Source organism: Campylobacter sp. CFSAN093226, assembly GCF_012897595.1.
GTDB lineage: Bacteria > Campylobacterota > Campylobacteria > Campylobacterales > Campylobacteraceae > Campylobacter_D > Campylobacter_D jejuni.
This window is the reverse complement of the sequence record NZ_CP040608.1, coordinates 1,344,037-1,360,860: the sequence shown is the minus strand read 5'-3', so window position 1 is coordinate 1,360,860 and position 16,824 is coordinate 1,344,037. Positions and strand designations below refer to the sequence as shown.

The 16,824-nt window shown below is 28.4% G+C and carries 14 protein-coding genes and 1 pseudogene; 13 read left to right on the top strand and 2 right to left on the bottom strand.

Going from position 1 to position 16,824, the window contains the following annotated elements; genetic code table 11:
* The first annotated feature begins 30 nt into the window (after window positions 1-30).
* The 13 genes and pseudogenes from FBF02_RS06950 (at window position 31) to FBF02_RS06890 (ending at window position 15,883) form a co-directional block, all read left to right on the top strand.
* Window positions 31-1,908: a DUF2972 domain-containing protein gene (locus FBF02_RS06950; protein ID WP_002858405.1), complete on the top strand. Its 1,878-nt coding sequence runs from the start codon at window positions 31-33 to the stop codon at window positions 1,906-1,908.
* Between the two features lie 54 nt (window positions 1,909-1,962).
* Window positions 1,963-3,801 (top strand): DUF2972 domain-containing protein, encoded by a 1,839-nt coding sequence (locus tag FBF02_RS06945; protein WP_002858443.1) that lies wholly within the window; start codon window positions 1,963-1,965, stop codon window positions 3,799-3,801.
* Between the two features lie 66 nt (window positions 3,802-3,867).
* Window positions 3,868-4,642: pseudogene (locus FBF02_RS06940) on the top strand (class I SAM-dependent methyltransferase).
* A gap of 52 nt (window positions 4,643-4,694) precedes the next feature.
* The gene (locus tag FBF02_RS06935) at window positions 4,695-5,456 is read left to right on the top strand and encodes a class I SAM-dependent methyltransferase (protein ID WP_002857976.1); all 762 of its coding nucleotides are present in this window, start codon (window positions 4,695-4,697) and stop codon (window positions 5,454-5,456) included.
* Between the two features lie 14 nt (window positions 5,457-5,470).
* Complete coding sequence (locus FBF02_RS06930) at window positions 5,471-7,810, top strand: PEP-utilizing enzyme (protein WP_004297685.1); 2,340 nt, start codon at window positions 5,471-5,473, stop codon at window positions 7,808-7,810.
* Window positions 7,801-8,403: a gamma-glutamyl-CDP-amidate hydrolase gene (locus FBF02_RS06925; protein WP_002858074.1), complete on the top strand. Its 603-nt coding sequence runs from the start codon at window positions 7,801-7,803 to the stop codon at window positions 8,401-8,403. Before FBF02_RS06930 ends, FBF02_RS06925 begins: the two co-directional genes overlap by 10 nt.
* 1 nt (window position 8,404) lies before the next feature.
* Complete coding sequence (locus tag FBF02_RS06920; RefSeq protein ID WP_002858404.1) at window positions 8,405-9,166, top strand: CTP:phosphoglutamine cytidylyltransferase; 762 nt, start codon at window positions 8,405-8,407, stop codon at window positions 9,164-9,166.
* Complete coding sequence (locus tag FBF02_RS06915) at window positions 9,156-9,668, top strand: cytidine diphosphoramidate kinase (RefSeq protein ID WP_002858462.1); 513 nt, start codon at window positions 9,156-9,158, stop codon at window positions 9,666-9,668. The genes FBF02_RS06920 and FBF02_RS06915 overlap by 11 nt, the downstream gene beginning before the upstream one ends.
* Window positions 9,665-11,734 (top strand): capsular polysaccharide biosynthesis protein, encoded by a 2,070-nt coding sequence (locus FBF02_RS06910; RefSeq protein ID WP_002857891.1) that lies wholly within the window; start codon window positions 9,665-9,667, stop codon window positions 11,732-11,734. Before FBF02_RS06915 ends, FBF02_RS06910 begins: the two co-directional genes overlap by 4 nt.
* Entirely contained in the window at window positions 11,731-12,915 is a 1,185-nt protein-coding gene (gene kpsS, locus FBF02_RS06905; RefSeq protein WP_002857981.1) for a capsule polysaccharide modification protein KpsS, read from the top strand. The genes FBF02_RS06910 and kpsS overlap by 4 nt, the downstream gene beginning before the upstream one ends.
* A gap of 72 nt (window positions 12,916-12,987) precedes the next feature.
* Complete coding sequence (locus tag FBF02_RS06900; protein WP_002858304.1) at window positions 12,988-14,109, top strand: membrane protein; 1,122 nt, start codon at window positions 12,988-12,990, stop codon at window positions 14,107-14,109.
* On the top strand, window positions 14,106-15,467 hold the full coding sequence (locus tag FBF02_RS06895) for a cytochrome P450 (protein ID WP_002780438.1): 1,362 nt from the start codon (window positions 14,106-14,108) through the stop codon (window positions 15,465-15,467). Before FBF02_RS06900 ends, FBF02_RS06895 begins: the two co-directional genes overlap by 4 nt.
* A complete protein-coding gene (locus tag FBF02_RS06890) occupies window positions 15,464-15,883 on the top strand; it encodes a hypothetical protein (protein ID WP_002780440.1) in 420 nt (139 codons plus the stop codon). Before FBF02_RS06895 ends, FBF02_RS06890 begins: the two co-directional genes overlap by 4 nt.
* Here the strand turns inward: FBF02_RS06890 and acpS are convergent, their stop codons facing one another.
* Both acpS and fliL read right to left on the bottom strand, forming a co-directional pair.
* A complete protein-coding gene (gene acpS / locus FBF02_RS06885) occupies window positions 15,884-16,231 on the bottom strand; it encodes a holo-ACP synthase (RefSeq protein ID WP_002857939.1) in 348 nt (115 codons plus the stop codon).
* Window positions 16,231-16,767 (bottom strand): flagellar basal body-associated protein FliL, encoded by a 537-nt coding sequence (gene fliL / locus FBF02_RS06880; protein WP_002780442.1) that lies wholly within the window; start codon window positions 16,765-16,767, stop codon window positions 16,231-16,233. Before fliL ends, acpS begins: the two co-directional genes overlap by 1 nt.
* Between the last annotated feature and the right edge of the window lie 57 nt (window positions 16,768-16,824).

Below are 16,824 nucleotides of genomic sequence, written 5' to 3'. Positions count from 1 at the left end.
TTTGATTGATTTATTTTAAAGGAAAAACCCATGCTCAACCCAAATTCAGCCATAGAAAGAGTAAAAAACCATTTAGCTTATAAACTAGGTCAAACTGTGATAGAACATAGACATAACGGGGGGGGGTATATAGCATTATTTAAAAAACTCTATAAAATCAAAAAACAACATAAAAAAGAACAAAAAATTTATCAACAAATCATACAAGTCTTTCCCCAACTTAAATACCCAAGTTTAGAAACATGTTCTGATTATAATGAAGCTTTAAGATGTAAATTCCATTTATCTTACATGATAGGTGAAGTTTTAATTAAGGCTTATCAGAATTGGTATAAAGGAGGTGGATTTAAATTAAAAAATAATATTAAAAAAGCAAATAAAGAATTTCAAATTTTTAGAGAAATTCTAAAAGAATTTAAAGAATTAAATGGTGAAACTTTAAAAGCTATTCAAGATAATAAACAATTATTCCTAAAAGAATTTCCAAGAATAAAAAATATCTTAAAAACACATCAAGATTATCAACCTATACTAGATAATATCTTTCACAACTTTAATTATTTTATAAAAAATTTCGATCTTATAGAAGAATGGTTATTATCAGATGATTTCAAAGAAAAATATAAAAAAGAAAACCATCCTTATCCTTCATTACTTGATCCTAAAAAACTTAATGATGAAAATGAAAAAATCAATTATCATAACATACCTGCTGAACTTGCTTGGAAGATGAATTTGCCTTTACCACCCAATTATGAGTTTGTTGGATTTTTTTTGCATACAAGTGGAGAAAAAGCTATGGAGAGATTTTTAAAAGAAGTTGGTGTTGTGCTTATTGGTGCATTTGGATATGAGGATGGTAAGCGTTATATTAGTATTTTTAATTTTTTGATTAGTGAAGCTTGTGCATGCAATGATTTAAAATTTGCCATAGGTATACTCGATGTGAATTGTCAAAAGTATGATAAATTTTGTTTTTTGTTGCAAAATAAACCTGTATTGATTTTGCTTAGAGATCCTATTGATTCTTTGAAATCTTTTATTAATGTTAGACATCAGAAAAATGGATTTAATGAAATTCTTAAAATAGATATTAACAATACTGATTTTGATAAAATTAATGATAGAATAGTTTATGTTCACGAATCAAATGGTTGTTTTAATCCAGATACAAATCAAAAATTTCCATCTCTTGAAAGTATCAAAGCTCTTTCAGATACTAATCATTGGATGTTAATGTATAATATTAGAAGAAATAAGACTATAGAATTTTTTAGATTTAATAAAATTATTTATATTGATATGATGGATATAGTTGGAGACAAGACTTTATTTACATTAGAGAAATTATCAAAAATACTGAATTTTTCTTCCCCAGATAAAAATAATAAAATATTTTATCAGCAATTATATTCACCATTAACAGTATTATTACCTTGTATTATAAAAGTAAATAATAAGGTCAAAATTTTTGTTTCAAATAGATTTTCTGTAAAAAACATACAAATTATGGAAAATTGCATAGATATCACTGATAAGTTTAAAGAAATTTTTCATGAAAACTTGATTATTTTTTGTTCAAAAGATCATTTTGATAGTTTGATAAATAATCAAACTCTTTATAATGTTGTTTTAGAATATATTAATAAATTTTTAATTTCTTTAAAAAAAAGGATTAATGTTGAAAAAAATAAAGAAGTGAAAGTAGACGATGTATTGGATTATTTTAAAAAGAATATAAGTGTAGCAAAATCTTATAAGGATATTTTAGATGAGGAATTGGTTTACATCAAGCAACATCGTCCAGATATAGTAGCTTCTTGGAAATACTACCAAGAATTTGAAAGAATGTGTAAAGAGTTAGATGAGAATAATCAAAACCCATCTTTATCATTTTCTAATCAATAATTGAATATAATTATTTCTTGTTTTTTTGATTGATTTATTTTAAAGGAAAAACCCATGCTCAACCCAAATTCAGCCATAGAAAGAGTAAAAAACCATTTAGCTTATAAACTAGGTCAAACTGTGATAGAACATAGACATAACGGGGGGGGGTATATAGCATTATTTAAAAAACTCTATAAAATCAAAAAACAACATAAAAAAGAACAAAAAATTTATCAACAAATCATACAAGTCTTTCCCCAACTTAAATACCCAAGTTTAGAAACATGTTCTGATTATAATGAAGCTTTAAGATGTAAATTCCATTTATCTTACATGATAGGTGAAGTTTTAATTAAGGCTTATCAGAATTGGTATAAAGGAGGTGGATTTAAATTAAAAAATAATATTAAAAAAGCAAATAAAGAATTTCAAATTTTTAGAGAAATTCTAAAAGAATTTAAAGAATTAAATGGTGAAACTTTAAAAGCTATTCAAGATAATAAACAATTATTCCTAAAAGAATTTCCAAGAATAAAAAATATCTTAAAAACACATCAAGATTATCAACCTATACTAGATAATATCTTTCACAACTTTAATTATTTTATAAAAAATTTCGATCTTATAGAAGAATGGTTATTATCAGATGATTTCAAAGAAAAATATAAAAAAGAAAACCATCCTTATCCTTCATTACTTGATCCTAAAAAACTTAATGATGAAAATGAAAAAATCAATTATCATAACATACCTGCTGAACTTGCTTGGAAGATGAATTTGCCTTTACCACCCAATTATGAGTTTATGTGGTTTTTTAGCCATGGTGCTGGCGCGTTTACTTTAGGTCAATTTTTTTATCATTTGTTTAAAATTAATATATTGGATTATTTTTGTGGAGGAGACGGGGATATCCGTTATTATAAATTTTATAATAAATTGTTAGAATTAAAAGATAAAAGAAATATTATTACTATAAATGATATAGACCCATCATGGTATGGCAATCAGCATAAAAGAGATAAATTATTTTCATCTTTTCAAAAAATAACTCCTATTCTATTTCAGATAAGGGATCCTATAGAATTGATTAAACATGCTTATGGTAGAAAATGGGGAAATAATTTAGCCAAAACAAAAGAATTTGATTTGAGTTATCAATTTAATGATATCATAACGGAAGTAGAAGTATATAATTATAATTTGCCTAATACTTTGGAAGGACAAAGGCCGCAATCGTTTTTATGGAAATCTTTAATCGAATGTTTTGATAAATTTAATGATTGTTTTTATTTAGATATCTCAAAGATAAGAGGTGAAGAAACTATTCACACATTAAATTATCTATCAAATAAATTTAATTTGAAACAAATTAAGATTAACGATAAAGAGTTTGTAACAAAAAGTTACTTTAAAGGAAATTTATATTTTCTATTGCCTTTGACTTTGTATTTAAATAAAGAAGACTTAAATACAAATATTCCGAATAAAAAGATTAATAAAAACAATAGTTTGATAATTAATATTAATTTTTTTCAAAATGATAATAACTTATTTAATTTATATTCTGAGCTTAGTATTTTAGATATGGATAGTTCAGTGGGTTTTTATATTGATAAGCAAGATTATAATAAATTAAAAAATGATAGTATTTTTTATAAGCAAGTAATAGATTATCTTCGGAATTTTGCTTATGAATTAAAAAATAGAATTCAAATAGAAGAAGATTTGATGCTTAAAGTTGAAGATGTTTTGAGACATTTATATAATAATAAAAATGCTAGAGTAAGTGCTAAAAATATCTTGGATGAAGAATTGGTTTATATTAAACAACATCGTCCAGATATAGTAGCTTCTTGGAAATATTACCAAGAATTTGAAAAAATGTGCAAGGAGTTGGATGGTGATATTTAGGAGAAAGATTTGTAAATTAATAAAAAAAAGATATAATTATGTTTTAATTTAGAAAAAGGAATGAATATGAAACAAGGGGATTTTACAAAAGTTGCAAAACATTATCACAATAGACCTGCTTATAGTCCGTTTTTACTTGAAAAACTTGTAGCTTGTATCAATGATAAAAATAAAAATTTAAAAGATTTAAATATTGTTGAAGTAGGAGCTGGAACTGGAAAACTTACTAAGATGTTGGGAGAAATGTTTGGATGCCAAATTAGTGCTGTGGAACCAAACGATAATATGCGTGAAGAAGGGCAAAAATTTACACAAAATTTATCAAATATTTCTTGGCATAAAGGGAGTGGCGAAGAAACCTGCATGAGCAATAATCAAGCTGATTGGGTCATCATGGCTAGTTCTTTCCATTGGACAGATCCTAAAAAATCTCTCCCAGAATTTAATCGTATATTGACAGGGGGGGGGGTATTTTACTGCGATTTGGAATCCTCGCCACATTGTAGAGGGTTCGGTTTTTGATGAAATTGAAAAGGAGATTAAACATATTGTTCCAGATCTTGCTCGTGTAAGCAGTGGCACTCAAAATGTTAAAAAATGGGAAGAAATTCTTGTTTCAACAGGAGATTTCATAGACTGCTTTTTTATGGAGTGTGACTATAAAGAGTTTTGGGATAAAGAGCGTTATCTTGGAGCTTGGCATTCTGTAAATGATATACAAGCACAAGCAGGTGAAAAAAGATGGAAGGAAATTTTAGAGATGATAGAAGCTAAAATTTCTCATATGCAAAGTATAGAGATTCCTTATAAAATAAGAGCATGGACAGCTAGAAAAGCATAAAATACCTCCTTTTTTTCATCAAGCTTGTCAAAGATGAAAAAAAGGAAATAAAATGCAAAAACTAGTAGAACAAGTGTGGGATTATACCAAGCATGCTAAATTTTATAGCTATAGACCAAATTATGCTCCAAAAACTATAGATATGCTTATTAGCTTAGTTGGAAAAAAAGATATTAAAGTCGCTGATATCGGTGCAGGAACTGGAAATTTAAGCATTATGCTTTTAGAAAGAGGATGTAAGGTAGTATCTGTAGAACCAAATGATGCGATGCGTGAGATCGGGATAGAAAGAACCAAGGATCAAAAGATTGACTGGGTTAGAGCAACAGGCTTAAACTCAACACTCCAAAATAGTGAATTTGATTGGGTGACTTTTGGTAGTAGTTTTAATGTAATGGATAGAAATGAAGCCTTAGAGGAAGCGCATCGCTTATTAAAATCAGAGGGATATTTTTCTTGTATGTGGAATCACAGGGATTTAAACGATCCTGTGCAAAAAATAGCTGAAGATACTATTGTAGAATTTGTACCAAATTATACAAGGGGAACAAGAAGAGAAGATCAAAGACCAATTATAGAGAGTCGAAAGGATCTTTTTGATAATATTGTTTATATTGAAGAGGATTTTTATTTTCATCAAAGCATTGAAAATTATATTAATGCATGGAAGAGTGTTAAAAATCCTTACTGGGATTTGGAGACTGATGAAGGAAATGAACTTTTTAATAAAATTAGTAATAAAATTTCACAAAGACTTCCTAAGGAATTTAGCATAAAATATACCACTCGTTGTTGGAGTGCTAAAAAAATATAAAACTAAGGAAAAACATGGCGGAGTTAAAATTTAAAACCAAAGCACAAAATTTAAAAAATTTACAAACAAAATTAAAAAAAGCAAAAGTTCTACCTTTGGTTTTAACTTCGCTTGAAGAATTAATATCAAATGAAGATAAAGTTTTACAGGACATTCAAACCTTAAAGGCTAATAGACTCATTATAAGAAGTTCTTCTTTAAGTGAAGATAGCATGAAAAACTCCAATGCAGGTGCTTTTCTTTCTTTGGCAAATATTAAAGCTGATTCTAAAGATGAGTTATTAAAAGCTTTATATGAAGTTGCCAATTCTATGCCATCAAAAAGTGATGAAATTTTAGTTCAACCTATGCTTGAAAACATTACTCTTTGTGGAGTTGGTTTTAGTGTTGATAAGGATAATTTTTCCCCTTATTTTTGTCTTCAATATGATGAAAATGGTTCAAATAGCTCTATTACAGATGGAAGCAGTAAGAGTGCAAAAACTTACTATCATTACAGAAATTATTTAGAATTTAAAGATATTAGACTTCAAAAAATTATAGAACTTATAAAAGAATTAGAAGTTTTATATGATTGTCATTTTTTAGATGTTGAATTTGCATTTGCTATTCAAGATGATAAGGAAGAACTTTTTTGCTTACAAGTGCGTCCTTTGGTTATGCATGAAAAAAATAATTTATTTCATTCTTTACCAAAAGAAGCTTTATATAGATTTTATAAACGTTTTGAGTCTTTAAAAGAATCAAGATCTAGAGTTTTGGGAGATAAAGCTATTTTTGGGGTAATGCCTGATTGGAATCCAGCTGAAATCATAGGGTTAAGACCTAAGCGTTTAGCTTTTAGTTTATATAAAGAAATCATTACGGATAATATCTGGGCGTATCAAAGAGATAATTATGGTTATAGAGATCTAAGATCCCATCCTTTAATCCATTCTTTTTTAGGCATTCCTTATGTGGATGTAAGATTATCTTTTAATTCTTTTATACCAAAAAAATTAGATGAAAATATTGCACAAAAACTTGTCAATTTTTACTTAGATAAGCTTAATAAAAATCATGAATTGCACGATAAGATTGAATTTAATATTGTTTATTCTTGTTATGACTTTAATAGTTCTAAAAAATTAGAAGAACTTTTAAATCATGGTTTTAATGAAAATGAAATCAAAAGATTAGAATTTTCATTATTAGAACTTACAAATAAGATTATTAATCCTAGATCAGGGTTTTATTTAAAAGACATACAAAAAGCTTATAAGCTAAAAGAAAGATATGATGGCATTATTAATTCTAATTTTTCTTTAATTGATAAAATTTATTGGCTTATTGAAGAATGCAAGCGTTATGGAACCTTGCCTTTTGCTGGGGTGGCTAGGGCTGCATTTGTAGCAATGCAACTTTTAAATTCTTTAGTTGAGATTGATTTTATAACCAAAGAGGAAAAAGATGATTTTTTAAATTCACTCAATACAGTGAGCAAAAATTTAAGCAAACAAACAAACCATCTTAATTTTCACAACAAAGATCAATTTTTAAAAGATTTTGGACATTTAAGAGCAGGAACTTATAATATTTTATCGCCAAGGTATGATGAAGATTTTGAGCTTTATTTTGATGCAGATCAAAAAGATAGTAAAGTTTATTTACAAGATAAAGCTTTTGTTTTTTCAGAAGAAAAGACAAGAGCTTTAAATGCTTTACTTAAAGAACATGGACTAGAAATTAATGCTTGTGAATTTTTTGATTTTTTAAAACAGGCTATCGAGGGTAGAGAGCTCGTTAAATTTGAATTTACTAGATTGCTTTCTAAAGCCATAGTTTATATAGAAGAATTAGGCAAATATTATGATATTGAAAAAGAAGATTTGGCTCATCTTGATATAAAAAGCATTTTAAATCTTTATTCTAGTCTTTATTCTATAAATCCAAAAGAGCAGTTTATAGAAGAAATTAATCGCAATAAAAAAGAATATGAACTTACACAAGCTATAAAACTTCCTTCTTTACTTTGTAATGCTGATGAAATTTTTTCTTTTTATAATCATAGCATTATTCCAAATTTTATTACACAAAAGAGCATTACTGCATTTACGGCGAAGGAAAATGATAAAGATTTAGAAGGAAAGATTGTTTTAATTTATGCAGCAGATCCTGGATATGATTATTTATTTACAAAAAATATAGCAGGACTTATTACATGTTATGGGGGTGCTAATTCACATATGGCCATTCGTGCCTCAGAACTTGGAATGCCTGCTGTTATAGGAGTTGGAGAAGAAAATTTTGAAAAATATTTAAAAGCTAAAAAAATAAATATAGAATGTGAAAGTGAGCAAATATTTTGTTTATAGGTATTACTCAAAGGCTTATTTGCAACGATAGTTATCATGAAAAAAGAGAATGTTTGGCTTTGGATTGGGGAAAATTATTTAATAAAGATTTATTTAAAAATTTTACTCCTCTTCCTCTTAGCTATGAAATAGATTTTTCTTATTATAAACATCTAATAAAAGCTGTGATATTAAGTGGTGGCAATGATTTAAGTTTTTATAGTCCTAATGTTTTATCCAAAAAGAGAGATTTATATGAAAAGCAAGTTATAGAAATTTGTTTAGAAGAAAAAATACCACTTTTAGGAATTTGCAGAGGGGCTCAGATGATAGCTCATTATTTTAACAGCCATATAAGTCCTTGTGAAAATCATATAGGCAAACATGAAGTATTTTTCTCAAAAGAAAAATTTATAAGCAATTCTTTTCATAATTTTGCTATTGAAAAATTAGGCGAAGATCTTGTAGAACTTTGCTTAGCAAAAGATAATACCATAGAAGCTTTTAAACATAAGTATGAAAATATTTTTGGTATAATGTGGCATATTGAAAGAGAAAATGGACTTAATAATATTCAAATTTTAAAAGAGTGGTTTAGTTTAATCAAGGAATAATATGAATGCAATTATCTTAGCAGCAGGTTTTGGATCAAGGCTGATGCCTTTAACAAAAGATCAACCAAAGTGTATGGTTGAGTATAAGAATAAAAAAATAATAGATTATGAAATCGAAGCTTTAAAATCAGCAGGTATAAATGAAATAGCTGTTGTGGGTGGATATTTAAACGATGTGCTAAAAAATTATCTTAATAAATATGATATTGAGCATTTTTTTATTAATTCAAAATATGATAAAACCAATATGGTTCATACTTTTTTTTGCGCTAAAGATTTTATGTTAAAATGCATCGAAGAAAAACAAGATTTGATTATTTCTTATGCGGATATTGTTTATTTTCAAGATTGCGTGCAAAAGCTTATAAATGCCAAAGAAGAACTTGCTATAGTAGTTGATAAGTCTTGGTGTAAGCTTTGGAGCAAACGCTTTGCAAATCCTTTAGAAGATGCTGAAACATTAAAGATGACAAATGGTTATATTATAGAACTTGGAAAAAAAGCTAATGCCTATGATGAGATAGAAGCTCAATATATAGGACTTTTTAAATTTTCTTATCAATTTCTTTCCGAAGTTATTGCTTTTTATGAAATGCTTGATCGAGATATTTTATATGATAATAAAAATTTTGAAAATATGTACATGACAAGTTTTTTGCAAGCTTTAATTGAAAAATACAACAACGCAAAAGCAGTGGAAATTGATGGCAATTGGTGTGAAATTGATTTTATGAGTGATTTAGAGGTGCAAATTGAAAAATAATCCTTATATTATTTGGCTTACTGGTTTAGCTGGAAGTGGAAAAACAACTATAGGTCAAGCTTTGTATGAAAAATTAAAATTAAAATATAAAAACCTTATTTATCTCGATGGAGATGAGTTAAGAGAAATATTAGGACATTATGCATACGATAGACAAGGTCGCATAGATATGGCTTTGAAAAGAGCTAAATTTGCAAAATTTTTAAACGATCAAGGTATGATGGTTATTGTCACTACGATTTCAATGTTTAATGAGATTTATGATTACAATAGAAAGCAATTAAAAAATTATTATGAAATTTATATAGAATGCGATATGCATGAATTAATACAAAGAGATCAAAAAGGGCTTTATACTAAGGCTTTAAATAAAGAAATTGATAATGTAGTTGGTGTTGATATAGAATTTGATAAACCAGAGGCTGATTTAGTGATCAATAATTCTTGTCGAAATAATTTAGAAGAAAAAGTTGAACTTATAATAAAGAAATTGGCATTGTGAAGTATTACTCAATATCAAAAAAACTTATTGCTAATGTTAGAAATTTTTACACCATTTCTTTGTATAAGAAAAATTTAAAAATCAAAAAAGATGATCTTTTCTTTGGTTGGGGACGCAAAAAATCAGGTTTAAAAGCTATGAATTTAGCTAAAAAATATAAGGCTAAATTCATACTTTTAGAAGATGGATTTATCCGCTCATTAAACTTAGGGGTTGAAAATAGCCCAAGTTTTTCTATGGTTAAAGATGATATAGGCATTTATTATGATGCAACAATGCCTTCAAAGCTTGAAAATCTTTTAAATACTTGTGAATTTAAAGATGAAGAAATCAAGCAAGCTAAAAAAGCTATAGAGCTTATCAAAAAATATAAAATTAGCAAGTATAATAACAATCTCGATATTCCAGATAATTATTTTCAAAAAGATGAAAAACGCGTTTTAATCATCACTCAAACGGCCAATGATGCCTCTCTTGAATTTGGGCTTGCTAAAGATTTTAAAACTCTTGATATGATAAAAGATGCCATAAAAGAAAATCCTAAATCTACAATTTATATAAAAATCCATCCAGATGTTTTAAGTGGTAAAAAACAAAGTGATTTAGATTTAAATTCCTTACCTAAAGAATGTATTTTAATCACTGAAAATTTTAATCCCATAGCCTTGCTTGAGTTTTTTGATAAGGTTTATACCAAAACTTCTGGTATGGGTTTTGAAGCTTTGATGCAAGAATGTGAGTGTATTTGTTATGGCATGCCTTTTTATGCGGGCTGGGGTCTAACAAAAGATAAATTAGAGTGTAAAAGAAGGATGCAAAAAAGAAGTTTAGAAGAAGTTTTCTATGCTGCTTATATACTTTATGCTGAGTATTTTAATCCTTATTTAAATCAAAAAAGTAATATTTTTGATACTATTCAAACTTTAGCAAAATATAAAGATATAGAAAAGGTAAATTCTAACAAGCTTTTTATGCTAGGCTTTACCCTATGGAAAAGGCATTTTATCAAGCCTTTTTTTAAGGCTAAAGATAATGAAATTATTTTTTTAAATTCTTTAAAATCTTTAGCTAGATATAAACTTAAAGAAAATGATAAATTTTTCATTTGGGGTAAAAGGATAGATTATAACGCTCTTAAAACTACTCTTATAAAAAAAGCGCAAGATGAGAATTTGCTCCATTTTACTCCCAAAATTTCTTTAGTTGAAGATGGATTTATTCGCTCAATCTCTTTAGGTTCTGATCTTACGCGCCCTTTTTCTTTAATTGTTGATGATAAAGGACTTTACATAGATCCAAATAAAGCAAGTAAATTAGAAGAGCTTTTGCAAAACGAAATTTTTGATGAAAATATGCTAAATAGGGCAAAAAATATTATAAAAATCTTACTTGAGAACCGCTTTTCAAAATACAATGGCTTAAAGCATGAAGACTTAAAAATCAATGCCAAAATAGGACAAAAGATTATTTTAATCCCTGCTCAAGTTGAAGATGATGCTTCGATGATTTTAGGGGGTTTTGGCTTATCTACTCTTGATTTGCTTAAGGAGGTGCGTGCTAAAAATCAAGATGCTTATATCATCTTTAAACCCCATCCTGATGTGTTAAGCGGTAACCGTGTAGGTTTAAAAGATGAAACACTCATCTTGGAATTTTGTGATGAGATTGTAAAAGATTGCAGTATTGATAGCGCTATAAAAATTGCTGATGAAATTCACACTATTACTTCTACAAGTGGTTTTGATGCTCTTTTAAGGGCTAAAAAAGTTTTTACTTATGGTATGCCTTTTTATGCGGGCTGGGGTTTAACAAAAGATAAATATAGATGTGAAAGAAGAATAAGAAAACTAAGCCTAGAAGAGCTTGTAGCAGGTGCTTTAATCATATATCCAAGATATATAAATCCTAAAACAAAAACTTTATGTGAAATTGAAGTTTGTTTAGATATAATGCTAAATTTACAAAAAGCTTATTTTTCAAAAAAATATATAAAATTGGCAATAGATTTTAAAACTTTTATGCTTAGAAAAATAAGAAGATTTTATGAATTTTTAGCAAAGAAATGAGATTTAGCACTAAAATTAAAAAAGAATTTAGCGGTAAAAATGTTTTACTCTTGCAAGGGCCTGTGGGAAATTTTTTTCATCATCTTGCAGTGAAAATGAGAAAAAACCAAACCAAAGTTTTTAAACTCAATTTTAACGGCGGAGATTTTTTTTTCTATCCTAGCGGAACGAGGTGTAAGTGTGATGAAAAAGATCTTGAAAATTTCTATAGAGATTTTTTTCAAAATAAAAAAATCGATGCTATTTTAATGTATAATGATTGTCGCATTATACATGCTAAGGCTATTAAAGTGGCTAAAGAATTAGGAATTGAAATATGGATTTTTGAAGAAGGATATTTAAGGCCTTATTGTATTACTTTGGAAAAAGATGGGGTGAATGCAAATTCTTCTTTACCGCGTGATAAAAATTTTTATCTTTCTCAAAATATTTTTACCAAAGAAAGCATAAAAGAAATTCCAGGTGGATTTAAATTTATGGCTTTTGATGCTTTTTTGTATTGGTTGTTTGCTTTTATTTTGGCTCCATTTTTTAACAACAAACTTCATCATCGCACTTTATATCCTTTTGAATTTTTATTTTGGTTTAGATCATTGTATAGAAAGTATCTTTATAAGATTACAGAAAAAAAACTAAATGAAAAGATTTATAATTTAGAAAAAAAGTACTTTTTGGCGATTTTACAAGTTTATAGCGATACGCAAATTAAATATCATTACAAAAAAAGCATAGAGCACTTTATAGAGGAAACCATACTTTCTTTTGCAAACCATGCAAGAGCTAAATCTTATCTAGTTTTTAAACACCATCCCATGGATAGGGGCTATAAGAATTATTTTAAACTTATAAATGATTTAAGTCGAAAATATCATGTAGAAGGAAGGGTTTTATATGTTCATGATACCCACTTGCCAGTTCTTTTAAGAAAGGCTTTGGGTTGTATTACTATAAATTCAACAGTAGGCCTTAGTGCTATTTTAGAAGGCTGTCCGACTAAGGTTTGTGGCAATGCTTTTTATAATTTTGAAGGCTTATCTTATCCAAAAAAACTTCAATTTTTTTGGCGTGAAGCTCATGCTTATAAACCCAATCCTGTTTTGGTATGTAATTTTAAGAAATATCTTTTACAAACTAATCAATTCAACGGCAATTTTTATAAAAATTTCTTTTTAGACAAATAAGACTAAAAAGCTTTGATTAAGAGAGCTTTTAAAGCAAAGTTGTTATAATTAAAAGCAAAAAGAAATTATTGTATGGATAGGGAAGTATTTTATATAGCAGGATATGATCCTAAAAGTTATAGATTTTATTATGATTTATTTAAAAAAAACCTAAAAGATTATTCTCATGCTTTTAACATTAAAGCTGATTTAAGTAAAATTGAAAAAAATGAGCAATTTCCTTTTTTTCAAATTTCTTGCGAAGGAGTACAAACTAAATATCATTTTTTAACATGGAATGATATTGTTAAGAAAAATTGGTCAGAAAATTATAAAGATGCTTTGGCAGATTGTTATAGTTTTTTTAGAATTTATACTATCACAGGACTTTTTATCAAATTTGGCAAAGAGTCGATTTATCAACTTATCACAGGTTATTATCCTTTTTTTTATGTGTTATTTTCTTTACTATTTTCTTTGGTTTTGGCTTTTGGAAGTTTTGCTTTTTTGCAAAATTATATGCATTTTTCTTTAGCTATCATCATAGGATGTTTTTTAGGATTTTTACTAAATCATTTTTTATTTAAATTAGGTAAGAAATTAGCTGTATTTTGGATAGCAAGAATTTGTGCTTTTTGTGCTACTTGGCAAGATAAAAAAACAGGCACTATGCAAGAAAGAATCAAGCTTTTTGCGAATACCATAGTAGATAAGCTAAAACAAAATGAAAATAAACAAGATTATGAACTTGTTTTAGTAGCACATAGTGTTGGAACTATAGTTTGTATAGAAGTTTTGGAGTGTATTTTAAGACAAAATTTAGATTTATCTTTACTTCATAAGTTAAAAATTCTTACTCTAGGAGAATGCATTCCTTTAGTGAGTTATCAAAAAAAAGCGGATGAATTTAGAAAGAAGCTTGAATTTGTTTCAAGGTTTGATTTAAAATGGTATGATTACACATCGATTATTGATGGAGCATGTTTTCCTCAAGTGGATTTTTTCCGCACGAGTGGCGTAAATGCTAAATTTACACCCCCATTTTTAAGTGCTAAATTTCACACTTTATATGAAAAACATGAGTATAAAAAAATAAAAAGAGATAAAAACAAAGCGCACTTTTTATATCTTTATAGTATTAGTGTTAAAGGTGATTATGATTTTTTTTCTTTCATCATAATGCCTAAATTTTTAGAAGAAAAGGTAAAAATATGAGTGAATGCCCCTTTTTTCCAAAACCTTATAAAAATAAAGCTTCTACGCTTTTAACTTTTTTGTTAAAGCGTAGATCTTGGCTTGACGGGCTTTATGAGCGTAGTTATAAAATGCAAACAGGCTATGTGAAGATGCCAAATTTTGATCTTTATGTCATAAATGACACTAAAGAAGTTAAAAGAATGATGGTTGATGAGGTTAGAGAATTTCCTAAAAGTGCATTTTTACATGAGCTTTTAAGTCCGCTTTTAGGGGAGAGTATTTTTACTACAAATGGTGAAGTTTGGAAAAAACAAAGAGAGCTTTTGCGTCCAAGTTTTGAAATGACTCGTATCAATAAAGTGTTTAATCTTATGAGTGAAGCTGTGGCAGATATGATGGATCGTTTTAGCAAGTATCCAAATCATGCTGTTATCGAAGTAGATGAAGCTATGACTTTTATTACCGCTGATGTGATTTTTCGCACCATTATGTCTTCAAAACTCGATGAGGAAAAAGGTAAAAAAATCTTAAACGCATTTGTGACTTTTCAAGAGCAAAGCGTGCATACAGCCATGCGTCGTATGTTTCGTTTTCCAAAATGGCTTTCTTATGTGTTAGGAGATTGTAAGCGTGCTAAGGCCGGAGATGTGATCAGACAGGTTTTAAGTGATATCATAAAACCAAGATATGATATGGCAGATAATGCAGAATTTGAAGATATTTTAGGATCTTTGCTTTTAGTAGTGGATGCTGATACAAATAAGCGTTTTTCTTTTGAGGAAATTTTAGATCAAGTGGCTATGCTTTTTTTAGCAGGACATGAAACCACAGCAAGTTCTTTGACATGGACGCTTTATTTGCTTAGTCTTTATCCTAAGGAGCAAGAAAAAGCTTACGAGGAGATTACTCAGGTTTTACAGGGTGGAGTCATTGAAATTTCGCATCTAAGACAGTTTAAATACTTAACAAATATTTTTAAAGAATCTTTAAGACTTTATCCTCCTGTTGGGTTTTTTGCAAGAGAGGCAAAAAAAGATACTCAAGTTAGAGATAAGCTTATTAAAAAAGGTTCTGGGGTGGTGATTGCTCCTTGGCTGATACACAGACATGAAGAATTTTGGACAAATCCGCATGGATTTAATCCTTCTCGTTTTGAAGGAGAGTACAAAAAAGATGCTTATTTGCCTTTTGGGGTAGGGGAAAGAATTTGTATAGGACAAGGTTTTGCTATGCAAGAAGCGATTTTGATTTTGGCTAATATTTTAAAAACTTACAAACTAGAACTTGAAGAAGGTTTTGTACCTGATGTAGTAGGGCGTTTAACAGTGCGTTCGGCTAATGGTATGAGGATAAAATTTAGCAAAAGAAAGCTATGAAAAGAGTTAGAACTAAAATTCGCGCCAATTTTCGTCGTCGTGTAAAACGCACTTTAAAAGGAAGCTTAAAAGAAAAATTAGCAGGTACTATTCTGCTTTGTGCAATAGTACCTTTAGCAGTTTTAGGATATCTTTTTATCGTGATTATAGGAATTTTTTTTAATACCGCACGAGCAAGACAGGGTGTTAGAGCCTTAGATCATTTTGTAAATGCAAGCTTGTTTAATGGCTATGCTTGGGAGAGCGTTTCTTCTCATGCGTGGCGTGAAAGAAATCGCAAAAAATGGGCAAGGATTGTTATAAAAATCACAGATTTTTTTCAAAAAGATCATTGTAAAAGAGCAAACAAAAGAGAACAACCTGTGGTGGATTTCATACTTTCAAGAAATTTAGACAAGCAAACTATAGGAAAATAATCAAACTACAGCCACTATGGCTATAGCAAAACCATTATCATGAGAAATACTTAGGGAAGTTTGAGTGATATTAAAATCTTTTGTAATTTTTTGAGAATATTTTAATTTAGGCGCGTTTTTTTCATCTTTTGATATTTCAATATCAAAAAAACTGCATAATTCACAAATTCCAACACCCAAAGCCTTGCTAGCGGCTTCTTTAGCAGCCCAAAGACCTGCTAGAGTTGCTGGATTTTTAATGAGTATTTGTTCTTTTGGGTTTAGAAATTTATCCAAAAAATTTTTGCCATGTCTAGAATGAATTTTTTCTATTCTAGAAATGGCGATGATATCACAGCCTACACGCATTAAGAAACTACAAAATCCGTAAAATAAACATTTTTAATAAAGCCATCGGTTAAAATTTCATTGATTTTTCCAACTAGCTCATCTTTTAAACGTTCTTTGCCTTTTTGTGTACTTACTTCTTCAAAAGTTTTAGCTGTTAATGTACGAATAATAATATCACGAATCACCGGGACTTTTTTATCAAGTTCAGGTTTTAAAAGTTCGCTATTTTGTTCTAGTTCTATAGTGCATTTTACATATCTTGAGCCGCTATCGCTAAGCAAATTTAGGGTAAAAGGATCAAGTGGATACATAGGACCTATATTAGCAAAATCACTACCTCGCTGAGCAGGAGCTGAAACTTTAGGTTTATCGGCTTTTGCCTCTTCTTTTGGAGCTTCTTTGACTTCACTTTCATCACTTGAACTGCTTGAAATAAGCCAAGCAATTACTCCCATAATACTAAGAAGTAAAACAAAAAGTAAAATAACAATAATAATTACAAGTGAACCACCTTTTTTCTTTTTTGTTTCTTCGTTTTCTAATTCTTCATCCATAAATTTTCCTTCATTTAGTGAAATTAATGTAAAATTGTAGCAAAAATTTCTTTTCTA